This window comes from Deltaproteobacteria bacterium, assembly GCA_029210625.1.
In the GTDB taxonomy this organism is placed as follows: domain Bacteria; phylum Myxococcota; class Myxococcia; order SLRQ01; family SLRQ01; genus JARGFU01.
Genome location: JARGFU010000014.1, coordinates 100796 through 122392 on the forward strand (window position 1 = coordinate 100796; position 21597 = coordinate 122392).

20 protein-coding genes are annotated in these 21597 nt (G+C 72.5%); 6 read left to right on the forward strand and 14 right to left on the reverse strand.

The genetic code is table 11. The features are described 5' to 3' along the window. Nucleotides 1-17: 17 nt before the first annotated feature. Nucleotides 18-662 carry a fructose-6-phosphate aldolase gene (gene fsa / locus P1V51_14610; GenBank protein ID MDF1564278.1) on the reverse strand — a complete coding sequence of 215 codons (645 nt, stop codon included), beginning with the start codon at nucleotides 660-662 and terminating at the stop codon, nucleotides 18-20. Nucleotides 663-787: 125 nt separating this feature from the next. Here fsa and P1V51_14615 point away from each other — a divergent pair, with 125 nt between their 5' ends. Further along, nucleotides 788-1792: a KpsF/GutQ family sugar-phosphate isomerase gene (locus tag P1V51_14615; GenBank protein ID MDF1564279.1), complete on the forward strand. Its 1005-nt coding sequence runs from the start codon at nucleotides 788-790 to the stop codon at nucleotides 1790-1792. A 20-nt stretch (nucleotides 1793-1812) separates the two neighbouring features. On the opposite strand, the gene P1V51_14620 is transcribed toward P1V51_14615, so the two are convergent. The 10 genes from P1V51_14620 to P1V51_14665 are packed head-to-tail and all read right to left on the reverse strand — an operon-like array spanning nucleotide 1813 to nucleotide 11702. Then, entirely contained in the window at nucleotides 1813-3063 is a 1251-nt protein-coding gene (locus P1V51_14620) for a tetratricopeptide repeat protein (GenBank protein ID MDF1564280.1), read from the reverse strand. Nucleotides 3064-3098: 35 nt separating this feature from the next. Further along, nucleotides 3099-4007, reverse strand: coding sequence for a DMT family transporter (locus P1V51_14625; protein ID MDF1564281.1), 909 nt, complete (start codon nucleotides 4005-4007; stop codon nucleotides 3099-3101). Further along, nucleotides 4004-4417, reverse strand: a complete 414-nt coding sequence (gene folK, locus P1V51_14630) for a 2-amino-4-hydroxy-6-hydroxymethyldihydropteridine diphosphokinase (protein MDF1564282.1) — start codon at nucleotides 4415-4417, stop codon at nucleotides 4004-4006. The genes P1V51_14625 and folK overlap by 4 nt, the downstream gene beginning before the upstream one ends. Next, entirely contained in the window at nucleotides 4418-5203 is a 786-nt protein-coding gene (locus P1V51_14635; protein MDF1564283.1) for a fumarylacetoacetate hydrolase family protein, read from the reverse strand. A gap of 2 nt (nucleotides 5204-5205) precedes the next feature. Next, on the reverse strand, nucleotides 5206-6030 hold the full coding sequence (gene dapB / locus P1V51_14640) for a 4-hydroxy-tetrahydrodipicolinate reductase (protein ID MDF1564284.1): 825 nt from the start codon (nucleotides 6028-6030) through the stop codon (nucleotides 5206-5208). Next, nucleotides 6027-6908 carry a 4-hydroxy-tetrahydrodipicolinate synthase gene (dapA, locus tag P1V51_14645; GenBank protein ID MDF1564285.1) on the reverse strand — a complete coding sequence of 294 codons (882 nt, stop codon included), beginning with the start codon at nucleotides 6906-6908 and terminating at the stop codon, nucleotides 6027-6029. The genes dapB and dapA overlap by 4 nt, the downstream gene beginning before the upstream one ends. Before the next feature lie 37 nt (nucleotides 6909-6945). After that, nucleotides 6946-8202: a diaminopimelate decarboxylase gene (gene lysA, locus P1V51_14650; protein MDF1564286.1), complete on the reverse strand. Its 1257-nt coding sequence runs from the start codon at nucleotides 8200-8202 to the stop codon at nucleotides 6946-6948. 2 nt (nucleotides 8203-8204) lie between these two features. Beyond that, on the reverse strand, nucleotides 8205-8390 hold the full coding sequence (locus P1V51_14655) for a hypothetical protein (GenBank protein MDF1564287.1): 186 nt from the start codon (nucleotides 8388-8390) through the stop codon (nucleotides 8205-8207). Then, the gene (argH, locus tag P1V51_14660; protein MDF1564288.1) at nucleotides 8390-9802 is read right to left on the reverse strand and encodes an argininosuccinate lyase; all 1413 of its coding nucleotides are present in this window, start codon (nucleotides 9800-9802) and stop codon (nucleotides 8390-8392) included. The genes P1V51_14655 and argH overlap by 1 nt, the downstream gene beginning before the upstream one ends. A gap of 13 nt (nucleotides 9803-9815) precedes the next feature. Continuing rightward, nucleotides 9816-11702, reverse strand: a complete 1887-nt coding sequence (locus P1V51_14665) for a TIGR04551 family protein (GenBank protein MDF1564289.1) — start codon at nucleotides 11700-11702, stop codon at nucleotides 9816-9818. A gap of 137 nt (nucleotides 11703-11839) precedes the next feature. Between P1V51_14665 and P1V51_14670 the strand changes: the two genes are divergently transcribed. The 5 genes from P1V51_14670 to P1V51_14690 all read left to right on the forward strand — a co-directional run bounded on the left by P1V51_14670 (nucleotide 11840) and on the right by P1V51_14690 (nucleotide 18159). Continuing rightward, nucleotides 11840-14971, forward strand: coding sequence for a MopE-related protein (locus tag P1V51_14670; protein MDF1564290.1), 3132 nt, complete (start codon nucleotides 11840-11842; stop codon nucleotides 14969-14971). 162 nt (nucleotides 14972-15133) lie between these two features. Then, nucleotides 15134-15760: a nucleoside recognition domain-containing protein gene (locus tag P1V51_14675; GenBank protein MDF1564291.1), complete on the forward strand. Its 627-nt coding sequence runs from the start codon at nucleotides 15134-15136 to the stop codon at nucleotides 15758-15760. Beyond that, a complete protein-coding gene (locus tag P1V51_14680) occupies nucleotides 15757-16359 on the forward strand; it encodes a nucleoside recognition domain-containing protein (protein ID MDF1564292.1) in 603 nt (200 codons plus the stop codon). Before P1V51_14675 ends, P1V51_14680 begins: the two co-directional genes overlap by 4 nt. 187 nt (nucleotides 16360-16546) lie before the next feature. Then, complete coding sequence (locus P1V51_14685) at nucleotides 16547-17587, forward strand: pirin family protein (protein ID MDF1564293.1); 1041 nt, start codon at nucleotides 16547-16549, stop codon at nucleotides 17585-17587. A gap of 89 nt (nucleotides 17588-17676) precedes the next feature. Beyond that, entirely contained in the window at nucleotides 17677-18159 is a 483-nt protein-coding gene (locus P1V51_14690) for a hypothetical protein (protein MDF1564294.1), read from the forward strand. Here the strand turns inward: P1V51_14690 and P1V51_14695 are convergent. The 3 genes from P1V51_14695 to P1V51_14705 are packed head-to-tail and all read right to left on the reverse strand — an operon-like array spanning nucleotide 18156 to nucleotide 21536. Then, complete coding sequence (locus P1V51_14695) at nucleotides 18156-18932, reverse strand: hypothetical protein (GenBank protein ID MDF1564295.1); 777 nt, start codon at nucleotides 18930-18932, stop codon at nucleotides 18156-18158. The genes P1V51_14690 and P1V51_14695 overlap by 4 nt on opposite strands. 35 nt (nucleotides 18933-18967) lie before the next feature. After that, a complete protein-coding gene (locus tag P1V51_14700; protein MDF1564296.1) occupies nucleotides 18968-19903 on the reverse strand; it encodes a c-type cytochrome in 936 nt (311 codons plus the stop codon). Between the two features lie 49 nt (nucleotides 19904-19952). Continuing rightward, on the reverse strand, nucleotides 19953-21536 hold the full coding sequence (locus P1V51_14705) for a 1-acyl-sn-glycerol-3-phosphate acyltransferase (protein ID MDF1564297.1): 1584 nt from the start codon (nucleotides 21534-21536) through the stop codon (nucleotides 19953-19955). Nucleotides 21537-21597 lie beyond the last annotated feature (61 nt).

Below are 21597 nucleotides of genomic sequence, written 5' to 3' on the forward strand. Positions count from 1 at the left end.
GCGTCGCCTCGCGAGCCCTACCGCTGCGAGGCGGCGTGGTCAGCCAGGAACTTCTCCAGGCCGCTCACGGTGAGGGGGTGGTGCGCCAGCTGCTGGATCACCTTGTAGGGGATCGTCGAGACGTCGGCGCCCATCCGGGCCGCCTCGAGGACGTGGACCGGGTGGCGCACGCTGGCCACCAGCACCTCGGTCTCGAAGGCGTAGTTCTGGAAGATCGTCACGATGTCGGCGATGAGCGCCATGCCGTCGGTGGAGATGTCGTCGAGGCGGCCGACGAAGGGCGAGACGTAGGTCGCGCCGGCCTTGGCGGCGAGCAGGGCCTGCACCGGGTGGAAGCAGAGGGTGACGTTGGTCTTGATGCCCTCGTCGGTCAGGGTGCGGGTCGCGGTGAGGCCGTCGACGGTCAGGGGGAGCTTCACCACCACGTTGGGAGCCAGGGCCGCGACCTTGCGGGCCTCCTCGATCATCTCCGGCGCCGTGGTCGAGAGGCACTCGGCCGAGACCGGCCCGGGGACGGTCTCGCAGATCTCCTTGATGACCTCCTCGAAGGAGCGGCCGGTCTTGGCGATCAGGCTCGGGTTGGTGGTCACACCGTCGAGGAGCCCCATGGCGGCGGCGCTGCGGATCTCGTCGATGTCGGCGGTATCGATGAAGAGCTTCATGGGGGTCCTCTCTCGCGGGGGTCGGGGGGTGGGTCTTCGGGCGCGCAATGTGATGGCAGCCGCGCCATCGGTCAACCTCGACGTCCGGGTGGCCCTTTCGGCCCCCATGAGCGACATTCTGACCCATGAGTTCCGACCCCGAGCGCGTCTCTCCGGATCCCGGTGATCGGGTGCGCTACGCCGAGCAGGTGCTGCGCACCGAGTCCGAGGTGATCGGCGCGGTCATCGGCGAGCTCGACGAGAGCTTCGACGCGGTGGTGGACGTCATCCTGGCCTGCGAGGGCCGGGTGGTGGTCGCCGGGATGGGCAAGCCGGGCTTCGTGGCCCAGAAGCTCTCGGCCACCCTGGCCTCCACCGGCACCCCCTCGCTCTACCTCCACCCCGCCGAGGCCCTCCACGGGGACCTCGGGCGGGTGGTGCCCGCCGACGTCCTGCTGATCCTCTCCCACTCCGGCGAGACCGACGAGGCGCTGCAGCTCCTGCGGGCGGTGCGCCGGGTGGGCATCGTCGCGGTGGTCGCCCTCACCGGCGAGCGGAGCTCGACGCTGGCCCGCGGCGCCGATCACGTCCTCTCCATCGGCCGGGTCTCGGAGGCCTGCCCCCTGGGCCTGGCCCCCACCGCCTCGTCGATCGCCCTGCTCGCGCTGGCGGACGCCCTCGCGATGACGGTGCTCGAGGCGCGGGGCTTCGATCGCGAGGCCTACGCTCGCCTCCACCCGGGCGGCAGCCTCGGCCGCAAGCTGATGAAGGTCGAGGAGATCATGCGGCAGGGAGAGGCCCTGCCCCTGGTCGACGCGAGCGCCCCCCTCTCCGCCGCCCTCGGGGTGATGACCCGCACCCCGGGCCGCCCGGGCGCCGCCCTGATCGTCGGCGAGGACGGACGCCTCGCGGGGATCTTCACCGACGGCGATCTGCGCCGCCTGGTCGAGGCCGGCGAGGTCGACTTCGAGCGGCCGGTGGCCGCGGTGATGGGGGCCCACCCCCGCTGCACCAGCCCCGGGGCGCCGGTGGAGGAGGCCGCGGCCCTCCTCTCGGAGGCGAGGGTGGATCAGCTGCCGGTCACCGACGCCGAGGGGAGGCCGGTCGGCCTCCTCGACGTGCAGGATCTCCTCGCGGCCCGGATCCTCTGAGGCGCCGGGCCGGCGGGCCGCTACTTCCCGCCCGCGAGCCGCTCGAGGCGCGCGTCGACGCCCGCCGCCGTGGCGTAGGCCGGGTCCGCCTTCTGCGCCTCCCGGTAATGGTTCCCGGCGGCCTCCAGGTCACCGCGCCGCTCGTGGAGGGTGCCGAGGACCTGCTGAGCCCGGGCGTTCGGGCCGAGGTCGAGGGCCGCCGCGGCCAGCTCCATCGCCTCCTTCGCGCGCGCCTCGTCGCCGGCGAGGGCCTGGGCCTTCAGCGACATCGCGGCGCCGTGCGCGGGCGCCATCGCGAGGAACTGGTCACAGATGGCGATCGCGTCGGCGGGCCGCCCCTTCATCAGCAGCTTCACCACCTCGACCAGGGCCGGCGGGAGACCGGCGACGAGGGCGGGGGCGGGCTCGGCGCTGCCCTGCGGCGCGCCCCCGGGGACCTTGCCTCCCTGGCGGGCCGCGGCGGCGGCGGCGGCGTCCATCGGCGGGTGCCCCGCCGGCAGGCCGCTCAGGTTCATCATCGAGTCGAGCGCGCCGCGGACCTGCGCCGCGCGGGGGTGATCCGGCGCGAGCTCCAGGAAGTGCTGCCAGGCCTTCACCGCCTTCTCGCCGACGCTCTTGCCCGGGCCGCCCTGGCGGTTGTTGAAGACCACCGCGCCGTAGAGGAAGTTGGCCTCGGCCATGTCGGGGGCGATCTGCAGGGCTCGGTCGATGTCGGCCAGGCCCCGCTCGACCTGCTCCAGCACGGCCCAGCTGCTGCCGCGGCGGGCGTAGGCCGCGGCCACCGGCTGGAGCGCCGCCCGGTAGCAGGCCAGCGCCCGCTCCGGGGGACCCTCACGCCTCAGACCCTCGGCGACGTTCACCGAGCGCTCGAAGCCCTTGGCCTCCGCGCGGGAGGCGCAGATGCCCGGGAGCTCCCCGGCGTAGGGCTCGCGATCACCGACCTCGCCGGCGAGGGCGTCGAAGGCCTCGAGGGCCGGCGCGGCCTTCTCGATGGCCTGCCGGTACCAGTCGATCGCCTCGGGGTAGCGGCCGTTCTCGTAGTAGAGGGAGCCGAGGGAGGCGAGGATGCCCACCGGGTTCTCCAGCCCCTCGAGCTCGGCCTTGCGCTCCTCGACCTGCTTGAGCTGCTCGGCCCGCGGACCACCGGCGGCGACGCCGCCCCCCTGCACCAGGGCGGGCTCCCGGGGCACGACCTCCGGCGCCTCGCAGCCGGCCAGCAGGGCGAGGAAGAGGATCGACGAGACGACTCGAGCGGTGTTCGGTGCGATCACGGTCTGGCTTCCTATCATCGGCGGGGGCGGGCTCGCTACTCACCACCCGCCGGAGCCGGGCGGGCGGCGCCCTGGTGGGCCACGGCGACGCCGGAGAGGACGATGGCGGCGCCCGCGATCTGCGACCAGCCGATGGGCTCGGCCAGGAGCAGGGCGCCCCAGAGGATGGAGAGGACCGGCTGCAGCAGGAGGGTGACCGAGGTCAGCGCCGCCGGGATGCGGTGGATGGAGGAGGCCAGGAGCAGCCAGCCCCCGACGTGGGAGCCCAGGGCCAGGCAGAGGAGCCAGAGGTTCGCCTCGAGGCCCTCCGGCACCGCGGCGACGCCGTCGACCACCGCCCCGATGCCGGTGACCAGCGCGGCCCCGAAGGTCAGCGAGGCGACCACGGCGAGGGTCGAGAGGGCCGGCCGGCGCAGACGGGCCCACCGCAGGGTCAGGAGGTAGGCGGTGTAGAAGAGCGCGGTGACCACGCCGAGGAGGACGCCGAGGGGGACCGAGGCGCCCTGCGCCACCGGGCGCCCCACCACCCCCAGCAGCCAGACCCCGGCGAAGACCACCGGCACGCCGAGCCAGAAGAGGAGGCGCGGCCGCTCGCGGAAGACGAAGATGCCCAGGATCCCCACGCCGACCAGCTGCAGGTTGGGCAGCACGGTGGCCAGGCCGGCGCCGATGCGGACGATGGAGCCGTGCCAGGCCAGGAAGTCCGCGCCCAGGAGCATCCCCGCGACGAGGGTGCCCGGGAAGAAGAGATCGGCGAGCCGCTCGCGGCGCGCGAGCGCCACGATCGCGAGGAAGATCGCCGCGTAGCCGGTGCGCCAGAAGGCGGACTGCACCGCCGGGACCTCCGAGAGGCGCACGAAGATCGCCGAGAAGGAGATGCAGAGCACGCCGGTCCAGGCGCGCAGGAGGACGCCCCGCAGCTCACCCGCAGCCAGGGGGCTCATCCCTCCTCCAGGGCGTCGAGGAGGGGGCGCAGGTAGCCCCGCCCGAGGCCGGGGTGGGGCAGCCGCAGGTGCGCGTCCAGGTGCCGCCGCTCGTCGTAGGCGAGGAGATCGAGATCGAGGATCCGGGGCCCCCAGCGCCGGTGGTGTGCGCGGCGGCCGAGGCGCCGCTCGATGGCCTGGAGCAGGGCCAGCAGGGTCGGCGCCGGGAGCGAGGTGCGCAGGCGCAGGAGCTGGTTGGCGAAGACCGGCTGGGTGGGGCCGAGGGCCGCGCTGCGCTCGACCGGGGACGCGGCCAGGAGGGTGACGCCGGGCTCCCGCGCGAGGGCCTGCCGGGCGGCCTCGAAGATCCGCTCGGCCGGGCCGAGGTTCGAGCCCAGGGAGAGCAGGGCCGTCCGCTCGACCCCCGTCATCTAGCGGGCCCGGTCGACGACCGGGTTCTCCAGCACCCCGACCCCCTCGACCTCGACCTCGACCCGGTCGCCGGCGACGATCGGCCCGACGCCGGGCGGCGTGCCGGTGAGGAGGAGGTCGCCGGGCTCGAGGGTCATCACCTGGGCCACGAAGTGGAGGAGGTGACGCACGTCGAAGATCAGCTGGCCGGTGTGCCCCTCCTGGCGCAGCTCGCCGTTCACCCGGCAACGCACGGCCCGCCGGGCCAGCGGATCCTCTCCGGTGACCAGCTCGGGTCCCAGGGCACAGAAGGTGTCGAAGCCCTTGGCCCGGGTGAACTTCCCCTCCCGCTTCTGCAGGGCGCGGGCGGTCACGTCGTTGGCGGCGCAGAGGGCGAAGGCCGCCTCGAGCGCCTCCGCGGGCGTGCACCCCGGCCCCAGCCGCCGCCCGACGACCACCGCCAGCTCGCTCTCGTGGTGCACCTCACCCACGCCGGGGGGCAGCTCGATGGCGCCGCCGGGGCCCACCACGCTGCTCGGGGGCTTGAGGAAGAGGAGGGGCTCCGCGGGGACCTCGTTGCCCAGCTCGGCGGCGTGGGCGGCGTAGTTGCGGCCCACGCAGACGATCTTGGTGGGGGTGGCGGGCGCCAGCAGCGCGAGCCCGGCGCGGTCGCGGGGCTCGCCCGCCGGGGCGCCTCCGGCCCAGGGGGCGGCGTCGAGGGGCTGCACCCTCCCCTCCTCCAGCCGCCCCCAGCGCGGCGCGTCCCCGTCCAGGAAGCGGAGGTAGCGGGCGCTCGAGGTGCTCATGATCAGCTCCCGAAGCCGAGGACCTCGGCCATCCCGTAGAGCCCGGCCGGCTGCTCGGCCACCCAACGGGCCGCGCGCACCGCGCCCCGGGCGAAGGTGTCCCGGGAGCCCGCCCGGTGGGTGATCTCCAGGCGGTCACCGTCCCCGAAGTAGTAGACGGTGTGCTCGCCCACCACGTCGCTGCCGCGCAGGGCGTGGACCCCGATCTCGCGGCGCGGGCGCTCGCCCACGTTCCCCCGCCGGCCGAAGACGCCGACCTGGCCGAACTCGCGGCCGAGGGCCTTCGCCACCACCTCGCCCAGGCGCAGGGCGGTGCCCGAGGGCGCGTCCTTCTTGCCCCGGTGGTGGGCCTCGAGGATCTCGACGTCGTACTCGTCGCCGAGGACCTCGGCGGCGATCCGCGAGAGCGCGATCATCAGGTTCACGCTGGTGCTCATGTTGGGCGCCATCACCACCGGCACCTTCGTCGCGGCGGCCTCGACCGCCGCGCGGGTGGCGTCGTCGAAGCCGGTGGAGCCGACGACCAGGCCCAGGCCCCGCTCGGCGGCCACCGCGGCGTGCACCGCCGAGGCCTCGGCGGTGGTGAAGTCGATGATCACCCGCGCCCTCTCGCCGGCCGCGTCGAGGGCGTCGGTGAGGACGTCGTGGACCGGGATCTCGACCGCGCCGATGCCGGCGGCGAGGCCGGCGTCGAGGCCGACGTGGCTCGAGCCGGGGCGGTCGGTGGCCGCCACCAGGGCCACGCCCTCGATGTCGTGGAGGTGATGGATGATCCGGCCGCCCATCCGGCCGGTGGCGCCGGTGACGACCACGCCCAGCGTGCTCATGCGGTCTCCTCCAGTGCGTCGTACGCCGCCCGCGCCGCGGCCAGGGTCTTCGCCGAGGCCGGCGCGAGGGGCGCCCGCAGGGTCGGGCCCATCCGGCCGAGCTCGGCCAGCAGCCCCTTCACCGGGATGGGGTTGGCCTCGAGGAAGAGGGTGCCGATCAGGGGCAGGAGCGCGGTCTGCAGCCGGCGGGCCTGCTCGAGCTCGCCGGCCTGGAAGGCCTTCACCAGGGCCACGGTCTGGCGCGGCGCCACGTTCGCGATCACCGAGATCACGCCGTCGCCGCCGCAGGCCAGGAAGGGCAGGATGGTGAAGTCGTCCCCCGAGAGGAGGGAGAAGTCGGGGCCGAGCTGATCCCGCAGCTCCATGGCCTTCTCCATGCTCCGGGAGGCGTCCTTGATGGCCACGACCCCCTCGAGGGCCGCCAGGCGGACGATAACCTCCCGGCTCATGTCGGTGCCGGTGCGGCCGGGGACGTTGTAGAGCACCACCGGCAGGCCCACCTCGGCCACCGCCCGGTAGTGGAGCTCGAGGCCGTCGGCGTTGGGCTTGTTGTAGTAGGGGGTGACCACCAGGGCCGCCTCCACCCCCAGCGCCGCCACCTTCTCGGTGAGCTGCACGCTGCGGCGGGTGTCGTTCGAGCCGGTGCCGACGATCACCGGGACCCGGCCGTCGGCGGCGGCGGTCACCGTGCGCGTGATGGCGAGGGTCTCCTCCTCGTCCATCGTCGCGCCCTCGCCGGTGGTCCCGCAGGCCACCAGCCCGGTCACCCCCTCGTCGATCATCCAGCCACAGAACGTGGCGAGGGCGTCGTGATCGACGCTCCCGTCCCTTGCGAGGGGGGTGACGATGGCGGGCCAGACTCCTTCGAGCTTCTTCATCGCAGCGGACCTCTTCGTTCCTTCGGGGGCCCTGGTTTCAGCGCGGCAGGCGGCGCTCGCCCCGGATCAGATCACCGGTCGTCTCTCGAACCCGGGCCAGGTGGACGCTCTTCCCGTCGACCAGCAGCTCGGCCGCGCGGGGCCGCCCATTGTAGTTGCTGGACATCGTGAAGCCATAGGCGCCCGCCGACATCACGGCCAGCAGCTCGCCCGCCTTCACCGGCGGCAGCGTGCGGTTCTGGGCCAGGAAGTCGCCGGACTCGCAGATGGGGCCGACCACGTCCACGACCTCCGTGGCGTCGCTCGTGGGGGCCTTCACCGGGAGGATGCTGTGGTGAGCGCCGTAGAGGGCGGGCCGGGCCAGGTCGTTCATGCCCGCGTCCACGATGACGAAGCGCCGCTCGCCCTGCTGCTTCACGTGGAGGACCCGGGTCAGGAGGATGCCGGCGTTGCCCGCGATCACCCTCCCCGGCTCCACCAGCACCTCGAGCCCGGGCAGATCCGCGAGCACCTCGCCCACCGCCCGGCCCCACTCCCGGGGGTGCGGTGGCACCTCCGCGTCGTAGGTGATGCCCAGGCCGCCGCCGAGATCGATGTGCTCGATGGCGTGCCCCTCGGCGCGCAGCTCGAGCACCAGGGTCTTCACCTCCTCGAGGGCGTCCACGAAGGGGGAGAGCTCGGTGAGCTGGGAGCCGATGTGGCAGTCGATGCCGCAGATGCGGATCCCCCGCATCCGGCGGGCGCGGGCGTAGAGGCGCCGCGCCTCCTCGAGGGGGATGCCGAACTTGTGGGTCCGCAGCCCGGTGGAGATGTAGGGGTGGGTCTTGGGATCGACGTCGGGGTTCACGCGCAGGGAGACGGGCGCGACCTTGCCCGCGCGGCGCGCCACCCGGGCGAGGAGCTCGAGCTCGCTCTCGCTCTCGACGTTGAAGACCTTGATCCCCACCTCGAGGCCCAGGGCCAGCTCGTCCTCCCGCTTGCCGACCCCGGAGAAGACGATCTTCGAGGCCTTCCCGCCGGCCTTGCGCACCCGCAGGATCTCTCCGCCCGAGACGACGTCGAAGCCCGCGCCCTTGCGGGCGAGGACGTCGAGCACGGCGAGGTTCGAGTTCGCCTTCACCGAGTAGCAGACCAGGTGGCGCTGCCCGGCGAGGGCCTCGTCCATGGCCTCGTAGTGCCGCTCGAGGGTCGCCCGGCTGTAGACGTAGCTCGGGGTGCCGTGCTCGCGGGCGAGCTGGGTGAGGGAGACGCCCTCCGCGTGGAGGCGCCCACGGCGGTAGCTGAAGTGGTGCATGGCTACTCGGCCTCGGCCTCGCCGCCGGCGTCCGCTCCGGGCTCCTCCTCGTCGGCCGCGTCGGCCTCGGGGGCCGGCGGCGCCTCGCGCTCCTCGGCCGACGGCTGCTCGACAGGCGGGCGGGGCGGAGCCTTGATGCCGCAGGCGCCCAGGGTGAGGAGGAGGACCGCGAGGAGGAGGCGGCGCACTAGAGCACCTTCTTCCAGCGCTTCACCTCGGCCCGCACCCGCTTGGGCGAGGGACCGCCGAGGTGGTCGCGGCGGCGGAGGCTGGTCCGGGGATCGAGCACCTTGGTGAGGCCCTCGTCGAAGCCGGGGTGGAAGCCTCGCAGGGTGGCGAGGTCCACCTCGTGGAGCTCGAGCCCCTCGAGCTCGCAGTAGGTGACCAGCTCACCCACGGCCCGGTGGGCGTCCCGGAAGGGCGCGCCCTGCTCGACGAGGTAGTCGGCGGCGTCGGTGGCGGTGGGGTAGGCGGAGGCGAGGGCCCGGAGCATCCGCTCCTCGTGGAAGGTGGCGGTCTGGATCACCCCCGCCATCACGGTGAAGCAGTCGGTCGCCGTGTCGAGGCTGTCGAAGAGGGGCTCCTTGTCCTCCTGCAGATCCTTGTTGTAGGCGAGCGGCAGCCCCTTGAGGACCGAGAGCAGGGTCATCAGGTTGCCCTGCACCCGCCCGGCCTTCGCCCGGCAGAGCTCGGGGATGTCCGGGTTCTTCTTCTGCGGCATGATGCTCGAGCCGCTGCAGTAGGCGTCGTCGAGGGTGACGAAGCCGAACTCGGCCGTGGACCAGAGCACCAGCTCCTCCGCCAGGCGGGAGAGGTGGGTCATGGCGATGGCCAGCGCGGCCAGGGTCTCGAGGACGAAGTCCCGGGCGCTCACGGCGTCGAGGGAGTTGCGCATCGGCGCGCTGAAGCCGAGGGCCTTGGCCGTGGCCTTGCGATCGATGTCGAAGGGCGTGCCGGCGAGGGCCGCGGCGCCCAGGGGCGAGAAGGCGACCCGCTCGGCGGCGTCGTCCAGGCGCTGCCGGTCCCGGTCGAAGGCCTCGACGTGCGCCAGCAGGTGGTGCCCCAGCGAGATCGGCTGGGCCCGCTGGAGGTGGGTGTAGCCCGGCATCAGGGTGTCGGTGTGCTCGGAGGCCCGCTCCACCAGGGCCACCATCAGCCCGGAGATGGCGCCCTGCACAGCCGGCAGCCCCTTGCGCAGGAGATGGAGGCGCAGATCGGTGGCCACCTGATCGTTGCGGGAGCGGGCCGTGTGGAGGCGCCGGCCGGCGTCGCCGACCTCGCCGATCAGCGCCGACTCCAGGTGCAGGTGGACGTCCTCGAGCTCGTCGTCGACGGGGAGCATCCCGGCGAGGAGCTTGAGGGCCAGCTTGGGCAGGGCGGTGACGACCGCCCGCACGTCGGCCTGGGAGACGATGCCCTTCTCGCCCAGCATCTCGATGTGGGCGATCGAACCCGCCGCGTCCTCCTCCGCCAGCCGCTTGTCGAAGCGGATGGAGGCGTTGAGGCGCGCGACCAGCTCGTCCATCTCGGCGCCGAAGCGCCCCCGGATCAGCCCGCCGTCCGTGGTGGAGCGACGGTCCTTCTTCACGCGGCCCGCCATGTCGGCCGTGCCCCTAGAACTGGACGAAGAACGCGCCCTGGACGGTCTGCGCGATCTCCGGCGAATTCTCGGCCGAGAGGCCGTTCATCGGGATCAGGATGCCGTACTGCAGCTGGGCCCCGAAGCCGTCGCTGGCCATGTAGCGCACGGTGCCGTCGAGCTCGACGCCGAGGTCGTTCACGCCGCCCGGCGCGGAGGCCGCGTAGATGGTGCGGCTGTAGATGGCCGCGATGTCGAAGCCCAGGCTCTGGGTGATCTCGTAGGAGAGGCTCGGCCTGAAGTAGAGGGCGTCGGTGATCTGGCCCATGATCTCGCGCCAGAGGATCAGGTCGACGTGGTAGTCGCGGTCGAACTTGAAGTTGCCGATGACCTGATCGGCATCGTAGTTCGGATCGTCGATGTTGAACTGCTTGCCGTCCTTCGCACCCGGAGATGGAAGGTCCGCGATGTTGCCTCCCGGAGTGGCGACGATGCCCATGCCTGGCATCGAATCGCCGGAGGCGAGGCCGACATCGAAGCCGACCTTCAGCTTGTCCCGCAGGAACTTGTAATCGCTCTGCAGCACGGCACCCCACTGCCGAATATCGAGGTGACCGTCAGTGAACGCGGCAGGATCCGGCTCACTGAGGAGATTCCCGTTGTCGATCTTGCCGAGGAGGGCGACCGCCTCGAGCTCGATCCGCAGCTTGCCCACCTGGAAGCGGACCCAGATGTCGGGGATGTAGGCCTTGGCGCCCCGAGTGATGAAGGAGGAGGGGGAGAGCTCTCCGCCAATGTTCGCGTGGTTGCCGATGACCGCCGCGTCGATGTTCTGCACCCGCAGCACGTTGTACATGCCGTAGTTCAGCACCCAGCGGCCGTCCTGGAGGAGCTTCTCGGCGTCCTCGGCCGAGTCTCGGCGGGCGACGGCAATGATGTACTGCTGCACGTCGTCGCGCTGCTCGAGGTCGAAGGCCTGGCCCTGGTAGGTGTCCTCGGGCTGGAAGATGCGACCCGAGGACGGCATGTCGATGGCCGGGATGATGTAGTGATCGGCGATCTTCGTGACGAACATCAGGCGGTCGACGTTGTCGCCGGCGTCCTGATCGAGCTCGTTGCCCGAGTTCGCCAGGAGGCCGAGGCCCCACTGGCTGCCCATCCGGCCGAAGCGCAGCTGACCGACCGGGGTCATCACCTCGGCCCAGACCCGCTTCACCGAGATCGAGTTGCGGATCGAGTTCTGGCCGGCGATCGGCTCCACCAACGTGCCGGTGAACGCGATCATCGGCGAGGATTGCGTGCCCAGGTTCAGCGGATAGGCGTCCGGGGTCGAGCCCCAGACCAGGTTGTCGAGCACGTCGATGGTCGCCCGCACCTTCACGTCCTCGGAGACGTTGATCGTGGGGTCGAGGCGCAGGCGCTGGTTGGCGCCGCCCAGGGTGTCCGACTCGTCGGGGCGGTAGCCCGGCCGCGGAAAGAGCGGTCGACCATCGGCGTCGAGGCCCGCGTTGAGGTCGAAGTTGTTGAAGACGTCCCCGCGGACCCGGAAGTAGCCGTCGAGCTCGAAGAGCTCGAGCTTCTCCTCCTCGCTCTCCCAGGTCTCCGGCTGCCACTCCTGGGAGGCGATCGAGGCGGCCAGGGCGGCCCGCATCTCGGCGCGCATGTCCTCGCGCTCGCTCGCCAGGGCCTCGGCCAGGCGGCGCTCCACCTCGGTCTTGATCGCGGCGTCGAGGTCGACGACGGGGGCGCTGCCCTTCGGCGCGACGGCCTCTTCGGTCTCGGTCTCGGTGGCCTCGGTGGCCTCGGCCGACGCGGCGTCGGCGGCCTCGGTCTCGGTCGGCGGGGTCTGCGCCATCGCCGGCTGGGCGAGGCAGAGCACCGGAATGGCGGCGAGGGTGAGGCTAGCGGTCAGGCGTCGCATGTTCGTCTCCCTGGATCTCTCGGCACTTAGGGCCTTTTTCGGGTCGCGCACTTGTACCCGTGCCCGCGGGGAGGGTCAATCGAGGGGCGCAGGCCCACCTCCCCTTCCCCGGGCGCCGATCGGGGTACAATCGCCGGATGCAATGCCGCGCCCTGCCGATCACCCTCGCCGTGGTCGCCGTGCTCGGAGGGGGATGCCGTACCGAGCCCGTCCGTACGGTGATCATCGCGGAGGTGGGCTCCCGGGTCGCCGTCGACTGCATGGTGCTCACCGCCACGGGGCCGGGCGGCGAGGCCCTCGACGAGACCCTCGTCCGCCCCACCCTGGTCGCCGACTTCCGGGACGCCACCCTGGAGGTGGCCATCTACCCCGGGGACGTCCTGCACGGGACGATCACCCTGCAGGCCGTGGGCCGCAGGAGCGGCAAGGCCGAGGCCTGCGACGGCCCGACCCTCGGCGAGTCGGAGGCGGTGGACGCCACCTTCTCCGAGGGGGAGACCGTGCGCGCCCCCCTGATCCTCGCCCCCCTCTTCCCCGATCTCGACGGCGACGGCTGGGAGGAGGGGGTCGACTGCGACGACGCCGACCCCCTCACCTACCCCGGCGCGCCGGAGATCTGCGGCGACGCCCTCGACCAGGCCTGCGGAGGCTCCCCCGACCAGGGCTGCGACTGTGCCCCCGACGGCCTCTCCCGCTCCTGCTACCCCCGCGGGATGGACTCGCCCCAGCTCACCCTCCCCGGCAGCCGGTGCCGGAACGGCGTCCAGCGCTGCGAGCAGGGGGCCTGGGGTCTCTGCGAGGGGGCCATCCTCCCCACCGAGGACGTCTGCGACGGCCAGGACACCGACTGCGACGGCGAGCCCGACCCCGCGGGCTGCCCCTGCCTCGACAACCAGACCCGCCCCTGCTTCACCTTCGAGCCGCCGGAGGCCGGGGGCGTCGGGGAGTGTGCGATGGGGGTCTCCACCTGCAGCGCCGGGGTCTGGGGCGACTGCTTCGGTGACGTCGGTCCGGCGCCGGAGATCTGCAACGGCCGCGACGACGACTGCGACGGGGTCTTCGACGATCCCGACGAGATCCCGCGGGAGCTCTGCGAGCGGACCGACGGTGTCTGCGGCCTGGCCCGGAAGGCCTGCGGCAGCAGCGGCACCCTCCCCTGCACCGACACCGAGTACGCCCAGGCCTCGGGCGGCACCTACGAGCTCGACGAGACCCTCTGCGACGGCCTCGACAACGACTGCGACGGCCTGGTGGACGAGGTCTGCGACTGCGACCCGATCACCGAGCCCTCCCGCCCCTGCTTCCCCTTCGGCCGGGGCATGAGCGACGCCGCGCTCGGGCAGGGGGCCTGCGTGGCCGGCACCCAGACCTGCCTCTCCTCCACCAGCCGCTGGGGCGCCTGCGAGAACGCGGTGACCCCGGTGGCCGAGCGCTGCAACGGCGTCGACCTCGACTGCAACGGGGTGGTCGACGACGTGATCTGGATCGGCCAGCCCTGCACGGCCGCCGCCGTGGGCCTCTGCGAGCAGGGCAACCTGGCCTGCAACCCCGCGGTGGCCCCCGACGGCCGCGAGTGCGTGCCCGGCGCGCCGGTGAGCCCCGACCCCGCCTGCGACGGCTTCGACGCCGACTGCGACTCGACCAACCTGCCCCCCGACGACGACCGGGACGCCACCTGCAGCACGGGCCGCCTCTGCTGCTCGGGCGCCTGCGTCGACATCCAGAACGACCTCGACAACTGCGGGGACTGCTACGCCCCCTGCCCCGACGACGGGCGGCCCTGCCACGACCCGGCCTGCGTCGCCGGCGGCTGCACCTACGAGAACTGGCAGGAGGGCACCCCCTGCCCCGACGACGGCACGGCCTGCACCACCGACGCCTGCAGCGCCGGCCTGTGCCTGCACCCGGCGGTCGCCGACGGCACCCTCTGCGCCGAGGGCACGGGGACCGTCTGCGTCGCCGGCGTCTGCGAGCGCGACTGCTACATCGGCGGCACGATCTACGCCGCCAACGCCCGCAACCCGGCCAACGAGTGCCAGTCCTGCCGGCCCGGCGGCGATCCCTTCGCCTGGGGCAACGTCACCCCGGGCACCGCCTGCTCCGAGGACGGCAACGCCTGCACCGACGACTTCTGCAGCGGCGGCACCTGCCAGCACCCCCCGCGGGGGGACGGCACCACCTGCGGCAGCGGACAGGTCTGCGTGGGCACGTCCTGCCAGAGCGGCTGCTACATCGGTGGGACCTTCTACGCCCCGAGCACCCTCAACCCGGCCAACGACTGCCAGAGCTGCCAGCCCTCGGCGAGCACCACGGGCTGGACCAACCTCGGCAGCAGCGCCTCCTGCGCCAGCGACGGCAACTACTGCACGGTGAACGACCACTGCGACGGCGGCGGCACCTGCGTCGGCGGCGGCGCCCGGGACTGCTCGGCCTTCAGCGACGCCTGCAACCTCGGCGTCTGCGACGCGGCGGCCGGGAGCTGTCAGCCCTCGCCGCGGACCACCGGCACCCTCTGCACCACCGGCGGGTCGGCCCCCGGGGTCTGCGACGGGCTCGGGGCCTGCTTCGACGGCTGCTACATCAACACCTTCCTGCGGGCGAACGGCGCCCACCCCAGCGGGAACGTCTGCCGGACCTGCGTGCCGGCCACCAGCCGCGTCGCCTGGACCAACGAGCCGTCCACCACCGCGTGCGACGACGGCCTCTTCTGCACCGACGGCGACTTCTGCAGCGGCGCGGGCGCCTGCTCCCCGGGGCCCGCCTACGACTGCTCGAGCCTCGACGACGACTGCAACACCGGGGTCTGCAACGAGAGCCAGGACCGCTGCGATCCCTCCCCCCTGGCGGGGGGCACGAGCTGCACCGGCGGCAACATCTGTGACGGCGCCGGCACCTGCGCCGACGGCTGCTTCATCGCCACGGTCTTCTACACCAGCGGCACCGACAACCCGGGCAACGAGTGCGAGAGCTGCATCACGGCGAGCTCCCGCTCCAGCTGGACCTCGGAGACCGGCACCAGCTGCACCGCCGACGCGCTGGCCTGCACCCTCGATGTCTGCAGCGCTGGCACCTGCACCCACCCGGCCAACGACGGCGGCAGCTGCGGTAGCGGCTGCGTCTGCGCCGGCAGCACTCCCACCGAGGCCGACTGCGGGGACGGCGTGGACAACGACGGGGACGGAAGCACCGACTGCCCGGACAGCACCGACTGCAACGGCCAGAGCTGCGGTGGGGGGAATACCTGCAACGCGGGTGGGCAGTGCAACTGAGGAACAACCGCGGAGGCTGAAGCCGAGGCTGAGGCCGACCGCGAGCCCCCTCGGCCTCAGCATCCGCCTCAGCCTCAGCGGGTTCTCCAGCGGGAAGCGAGCCCCCCTCGATCCGGGAGATTCCGTGACCGGAATCCCCTCTCCCCCTAGGATCTCCCCAGCATGAACCTCGTCTTCGTCCTCATCGCCGTCGTCGCGATCCTCGTCGGCGGGATCACCGGCCGGATGGAGGAGACGACCGCCGGCGCGGTGGGCGGGGCGGCGGACGCGGTGACCCTGGCCATCGGCCTGGTCGGGATCATGGCCCTCTGGCTGGGGCTGATGAAGGTCGCCGAGGCCGCCGGGCTGGTGAACCTGCTGGCCCGGGGCGTGCGGCCGCTGATGCGCTGGCTCTTCCCCGAGGTTCCCGAGGGGCACCCCGCCCACGCCGCGATGGTGCTGAACATCGCCGCCAACATGCTGGGGCTGGGCAACGCCGCGACGCCCCTGGGCCTCAAGGCGATGCAGGATCTCCAGGCCCTCAACGACGACCCGGAGACGGCCACCGACGCGATGGCGATGTTCCTCGCCATCAACACCTCCTCGGTGCAGCTGGTCCCGGCGACGGTGATCGGCCTGCGGGTCGCCGCCGGGGCCACCCACCCCGCCGAGATCGTCCTGCCCACCCTCCTGGCGACGATGGTCTCGACCCTGGTCGCCATCGTCGCCGCCCGCCTGCTCTCGCGCCTGCCCCGCTTCTCCCGGGCCCGGGCGCGGGCGGAGGCCGAGGCCGAGGAGGGTCCGGCGTGAGTCAGCTCCTCCTCGTCGCCCAGGCCGCCCCGGTGGTCGCCGCCGGCCCCGAGACCCGCAGCCTCCTGGCCGAGCTGGCCTCGGGGGTGGGCGCCTGGACCATCCCGCTCTGCATCGGCGCCATCCTCCTCCATGGCGCGGTGAAGAAGGTGAGGGTCTACGAGGTCTTCGTCGAGGGCGCCAAGGAGGGCTTCGAGATCGGGGTGCGGATCATCCCCTTCCTGGTCGCCATCCTGGTGGTGGTGGGGCTCTTCCGGGGTAGCGGCGCCATGGACGGCCTGGCCGCCCTCCTCGCGCCGGTCCTCGATCCCCTCGGGGTGCCGGTGGACATCCTGCCCATGGCCGTGATCCGCCCCCTCTCGGGCGGCGCCGCCCAGGGCTACCTGGCCGACGTGCTCAACAGCCCCGCGGGCCCCGACTCCCTCGCCGGCCGGATGGTCTCGGTGATGAGCGGCTCGACCGAGACGACCTTCTACGTGCTGGCCGTCTACTTCGGGTCGGTGGGCGTGCGCCGGGCCCGGCACGCCTTGCCGGCGGCGCTGCTGGCGGATGCGGCGGGGTTGATCGCGGCGATCGTGTTCACGTTGTTGTTCTTCTGATCGGGGCCCGTTTCGCTCCCCACCTCCGGAGTGGCACGAAGCGAGCTGCACTCCCACACTAGGGAACATGGCCAAGGTCACCCGCAGAGAAGCCATGAAGGCCCTGGGCGTTGCCGGCGCCGCGGGCCTGGCGGCCTCTTGCGCCGATCCGGCCTCTTCCTCACCAGGGCCAGAGCGGAGCAAGACGATGATCCCCGAAGCCAAGAAGGACCGACCCGATCCCATCCTCCTGCTGGAGCGGCTCACGACCCCCTGGCAGACCGACGATCCCTTCCTCTTCTGCGTCCACCACCTCGATCACTATCCGGCGGGCAACGCCCAGCTGGGGCCCGCGGCGCCGCTCGGCGGCCGGCGGATCGGCATGGACTTCGACGGCCGCGACGGCTGGAACATGTACCACGGCGAGATCGTGCCGGGCTTCCCCCAGCACCCCCACCGCGGCTTCGAGACGGTCACCGTCACCCGGCAGGGCCTGGTGGATCACGCCGACAGCCTCGGCGCGGGGGCGCGCTACGGCGAGGGTGACGTGCAGTGGCTCACCGCCGGGAAGGGCATCGTCCACGCCGAGATGTTCCCCCTCCTCTCGGCCGAGGCCCCGAACCCCCTGGAGCTCTTCCAGATCTGGCTGAACCTGCCGATGGCCCGGAAGATGGTCGCCCCCTACTTCTCGATGTTCTGGGCGCCGACCGTGCCGCGGGTCGTGGTGAAGGACGCCGCCGGGAGGATCACCGAGGTGGTGGTCGTCGCCGGCCGCTTCGGTGAGGTGGCGCCCCCCAGCCCGCCCCCCGACTCGTGGGCCTCGCAGGAGGGGGCCGAGGTCGGGATCTGGACCCTGAAGCTCGAGCCGGGCGCCCGCTTCGAGCTCCCCGCGACCGCTCCGGGGGCGAACCGCTCCCTCTACTACTTCGCGGGCGGGGGCCTGCGCCTCGACGGCCGGGAGCTGCCCCTGAAGCACCGGGCCCGCCTGCGGGCCGGGCAGAGCGTCACCCTCGAGGCGGGCGAGGCGACGGCGGAGTGTCTCGTCCTCCAGGGCCACCCCATCGGTGAGCCCACCGTGCAGTACGGCCCCTTCGTGATGAACAGCCGGGAGGAGATCGCCCGGGCCTTCGAGGACTACCGGGCAACCGGCTTCGGCGGCTGGCCCTGGGACCGGGACGACCCGATCCACGGCGAGGCGCGGGAGCGCTTCGCCCGCCACCCCGACGGGCGGGAAGAGCGGCCAGCCTGAATCATTCTCCCTTTGACCTGCGCCCGGCGTAGGTGTCTGTTGAAGGGAGCGGTCCCTCACGGCTCGAGGGCCGCCACCAGGAGAAAGCCATGCGTAATCGGATCGCACTCTTCAGCGCGCTCGCCCTCCTCACCGGGCTCGTGACCCCCCTCGCGGCGCGGGCCCAGGTCACGGTCAGCGTGAACATCCCGCTGCCCACCATCCACTTCGACGTGACCCCGGCGACGGTGGTGGTGGCCCCGGGGATCCGGGTCGTGCCCGAGTACGAGCACGAGGTCTTCTTCGTCGGCGGCCACTACTGGCACCTCCACGACGGCCACTGGTACCGGGCCAAGAGCCTGAAGCACCCCAAGTGGAAGAAGTGGAAGCACAAGGACGTCCCCCCCGGCCTGCGCAAGCTGCCTCCGGGCAAGTACAAGCACTGGAAGCACCAGCGGAAGGCCGAGCAGAAGGCCGAGAAGCGGCACCACAAGGTCGAGAAGCACGAGGGGAAGGCCTTCGAGAAGGGCCACGACAAGGGCTTCGAGAAGGGTCACGGCAAGCCCGGCAAGGGGAAGGGCAAGGGCCGCTAGCTCGAGAAGCCCAGGCTGATCCCGCCCGCCAGCACGCCGGTGCCGCTCGACTCGTTCATGAGGTCGGGTGAGTAGATCAGGTGCGCCCGCAGGGTGAGCGGCCCGAGGCGGGCGCCGGCCCCGATCAGCGGCCCCCAGCCACCGCGCAGGCTCCCGCCGCGCTCGGCGTAGGCCAGGAGCCCCATCCCGGCCTCCAGGAAGAGGTCGCCGCGCCCCCGCAGCGGGTGAAGCGCCGCCGTGATCGCCGCCTCGGTGAAGGAGGTCGAGGCCAGGGGGCTCACCACGATCAGCAACCCGGCGACCATCAGGGGCAGGAGCAGGAAGACGGAGCCGAAGAAGGCCCCCAGGAGCCGGAAGATGGCCCACTCCGGGTTCCCGGTCCCCATCCACTCCCAAACCGTGGCGTAGGCCCCGAAGGTCCAGGCCCCCAGACCGAGGCCGAGCGACGCGGCCTGAGCCGTGCGGAAGAAGTGGGTCAGCCCCCAGGCTCCGTTCAGCCGCAGGGAGAAGGCGTCCGTGAAGCGCCCTCCCCCCGCCGCCTCCAGGAGCAGCCCGGCGCCGCCCTGCCCCAGACCGGGCAGCGTCAGGGTCGCCAGGCCCACCCCCGAGCGCCCGAAGAGCCCCCGCTCGACCTCCGGCGTCGGCGTCGGCGCCGGCTCCGCGCTCGCGCTCGAAGGACCTGCCTGCGCCAACACCAGCCCCGGGTACATCCCGACCAGCAGCCCCAGCGAGGCGGCGAGGCAGCGCAGATGTGGCGGCACGATCCGGACCATCGCCCCGGATCGTAGCGCCGGCCTCCGGTGGCCGGCTACTTCTCGGCCGGCGCCGGGACGGTCTTCAGGTAGTCGAAGATGGCGCCGAGGTCCTCGCGGGTCATGCCGCCGTAGAGCTTCCAGGGCATGGGGGTCTGGGTCTCCCCCTCGGCCAGCGCCCGGTCGGGTGCGGCGGCGAAGTCGGTGAAGGCGTCGATGAAGTCGTCGCGATCCCAGTCGCCGATGCCATCGCTCTCGCCAGCGTGGATGGCGGGCACGGGCACCTTGGCGCCGCCCGGGACGACCATCTCCCAGCCACCATCCATGTAGCGGGACTCGTCTCGATGCGAGCCCTTCATCGGCGTGTGGCAGTCGGTGCAACCGGCCAGAGCCGTGAGGTACTTCCCCGTCGCCACGCTGTCGGAGGGATCCGGCCGCTTCGTCGGCGCCGGCAGGTCCGGCACCTTGTTGATGAAGTACTTCACCGGGAACTTGATCTTCGAGCGGGGGGGGATGGCCTCCACCGGCTCGAGGGTGCGCAGGTAGGCGATCACGGCCGCCAGGTCCTCGGGATCGGCCACCCGCTGCACCTGGTAGGGCATGATCGGGAAGAGCGCCTTGCCGTCCCGGCTCACGCCCGAGCCGATGGCCCGGGCGATCTCGGCGTCGCTCCAGTCCCCGAGCGCGGCGGGGGTGATGTTGCTGGCGACGACGGTGCCGGGCAGCCCCATCTCCTCACCCCAGGCCTCACCACCCCCGCCCCGGTTCTCGTCGATCACCGGGCCAGCGTACTTCGTCCAGTCACGCTTCGAGTGGCAGTCGAGGCACCCCATCACGTGCTCGGCCAGGTAGCGGCCTCGCTCGAGCACCTCGGGACCCGAGGCGGCCGGCACCTCCGGCAGGGGGATCTTCTTCACCCCACAGCTCGTGCTCACCAGCAGCAGACAGAAGACGGACAGACCCCGACCCACGGCCCCCAACAGATCGCTCATCGTTCCTCCCCAGAAACGGTGTGGTGTGGACGCTACGCCAGGGAGTCTCTCATATCTCCCAGGGCAACTCGATGCCGAAGGTCGGGTTGTCGCGCTCGGCGACGATCCTCCCGCGGCCGTCGAGGGCGCCCGGGAGCTCGATCCCCTGGGCCATGGCCAGGAGGGCGTCGGTGAGCTCCGAGCGCTCCTTGCGCAGGCGGGCGGTCGTGAACCAGCGGCGATGCTTGGAGAGGCGCACCCGCACCGCGCGGATCGTCCGGGCCGAGACGTGCTGGTAGCGCAGCGCCACCGCCCCGCCGATCACGCCCAGGGCGACCATCATCGCCGCCGAGCGGCCCGGGGTCGGCGGCAGGGAGGGGAAGGACTCGTGGAGGATCTCGTGACCGAAGTAGGCGGCCACCGCGCAGAGCGCCCAGGTGGCCGGGAAGAGGATCGCGCCGCCGAGGATCTTGATGGTGGCGACGTCCTTCTTCAGCCGGGCGCCGAGGCGGGCAGCGGCGGCCAGGAGCAGGGCGGGCAGGCCGTTGATGAGGTAGCCGAAGAGGAGGATCGGCGGCATGAGGAGGAAGACCGCCAGCACCTGCATCACCAGGAAGCCCACCATCCAGCGGGAGGCGAGCGGCGGGTCGAGGTCGAGCTCGTGATCCTTGAGCCCGAGGGCCCGGATGTCGTGGTGGTACTCGGCCACCCGCTTCCGCAGCGCGGCGACCTTCTCGGGGTCGGACTTCAGGCGCTCAGTGTAGGCGGTGCGCACCCGGGCGAAGCCGAGGGTCTTCTCCTGCAGGGTCTGGGGCCCGGGGGCCTGCCTCGCCCGCGCCGCCCGCTCGGCCCGGATCAGGGTGCGGGAGCGGTGGAGCAGCAGGAAGAGCTCCCAATCGTCCACCGACTGCACCGCCCCCTCGAGGGCCTCGCCGATGGCGTCGGTGAGCTGGTGACAGCGCTCCCGGGACGCCTCATGCGTCTCGTTCTGAGCGGGCACGACGTCGAGGGCCTCGGGCAGCTTCAGCGGCGGGTGGAAGCTGACCAGGGCGCTGGAGCGGAAGGCCGCCTTGCGGTCGTAGTGCAGCCCCACCGGGAGGATCACCGGCGGCGGCGCGCCCTCGGGGGTCAGCGCCCGCGCCCGGTAGTAGAGGCGCGCGGCCCCGGTCTTCAGGTGCTGCAGCCCGGGCGCGTCGTGCGAGACCCCCTCGGGGAAGAGGGCCGAGAAGGCGCCGGCGGCGACCTGCCCGGCGAGGGCGTCGAGGCTGCGGAGGTTCTGCGCCCGGCGCTCCTCGGGATCGAGGGCCGCGGTATCGGTCGCGCGCAGGATCGGGACGGTCCCGATGAGGCGCAGGAGGGCGCCCAGCAGCGGCACCTTGAAGAGCCCGTGGCGGGCGCCGAAGATCACCTGGCGCGGGAAGGAGGTGAGGATCAGCCCGGGATCGACCAGGCCGTTGGGGTGCCAGGCGACGATGATCCCCCCGCCGCGCGCCGGGATGTTCTCCAGCCCGTCGATCTCGGTGTGGCGGAAGAAGGTGCCGACCAGGGCCTTGAGGAAGACGAGGGTGAGGCGGTAGGCGCGGGGCCCCCGCTTCGGGTCGACCTGACCCAGCTGCTGATCGTTCTGACCCCCGCTGCCCGGCACGGGGGCCATCCTACCCTTAAAGAGAAGACCCCGGCCCTCCGAAGGAGAACCGGGGTCTCGATACCTCGTA

What these genes read in the sequence shown, in the direction of transcription:
- fsa (MDF1564278.1), bottom strand. Translation starts at nt 662, where the DNA reads ATGAAGCTCTTCATCGATACCGCCGACATCGACGAGATCCGCAGCGCC.
- P1V51_14615 (MDF1564279.1), top strand. Translation starts at nt 788, where the DNA reads ATGAGTTCCGACCCCGAGCGCGTCTCTCCGGATCCCGGTGATCGGGTG.
- P1V51_14625 (MDF1564281.1), bottom strand. Translation starts at nt 4,007, where the DNA reads ATGAGCCCCCTGGCTGCGGGTGAGCTGCGGGGCGTCCTCCTGCGCGCC.
- folK (MDF1564282.1), bottom strand. Translation starts at nt 4,417, where the DNA reads ATGACGGGGGTCGAGCGGACGGCCCTGCTCTCCCTGGGCTCGAACCTC.
- P1V51_14635 (MDF1564283.1), bottom strand. Translation starts at nt 5,203, where the DNA reads ATGAGCACCTCGAGCGCCCGCTACCTCCGCTTCCTGGACGGGGACGCG.
- dapB (MDF1564284.1), bottom strand. Translation starts at nt 6,030, where the DNA reads ATGAGCACGCTGGGCGTGGTCGTCACCGGCGCCACCGGCCGGATGGGC.
- dapA (MDF1564285.1), bottom strand. Translation starts at nt 6,908, where the DNA reads ATGAAGAAGCTCGAAGGAGTCTGGCCCGCCATCGTCACCCCCCTCGCA.
- lysA (MDF1564286.1), bottom strand. Translation starts at nt 8,202, where the DNA reads ATGCACCACTTCAGCTACCGCCGTGGGCGCCTCCACGCGGAGGGCGTC.
- argH (MDF1564288.1), bottom strand. Translation starts at nt 9,802, where the DNA reads ATGGCGGGCCGCGTGAAGAAGGACCGTCGCTCCACCACGGACGGCGGG.
- P1V51_14665 (MDF1564289.1), bottom strand. Translation starts at nt 11,702, where the DNA reads ATGCGACGCCTGACCGCTAGCCTCACCCTCGCCGCCATTCCGGTGCTC.
- P1V51_14670 (MDF1564290.1), top strand. Translation starts at nt 11,840, where the DNA reads ATGCAATGCCGCGCCCTGCCGATCACCCTCGCCGTGGTCGCCGTGCTC.
- P1V51_14675 (MDF1564291.1), top strand. Translation starts at nt 15,134, where the DNA reads ATGAACCTCGTCTTCGTCCTCATCGCCGTCGTCGCGATCCTCGTCGGC.
- P1V51_14685 (MDF1564293.1), top strand. Translation starts at nt 16,547, where the DNA reads ATGATCCCCGAAGCCAAGAAGGACCGACCCGATCCCATCCTCCTGCTG.
- P1V51_14690 (MDF1564294.1), top strand. Translation starts at nt 17,677, where the DNA reads ATGCGTAATCGGATCGCACTCTTCAGCGCGCTCGCCCTCCTCACCGGG.
- P1V51_14695 (MDF1564295.1), bottom strand. Translation starts at nt 18,932, where the DNA reads ATGGTCCGGATCGTGCCGCCACATCTGCGCTGCCTCGCCGCCTCGCTG.
- P1V51_14700 (MDF1564296.1), bottom strand. Translation starts at nt 19,903, where the DNA reads ATGAGCGATCTGTTGGGGGCCGTGGGTCGGGGTCTGTCCGTCTTCTGT.
- P1V51_14705 (MDF1564297.1), bottom strand. Translation starts at nt 21,536, where the DNA reads ATGGCCCCCGTGCCGGGCAGCGGGGGTCAGAACGATCAGCAGCTGGGT.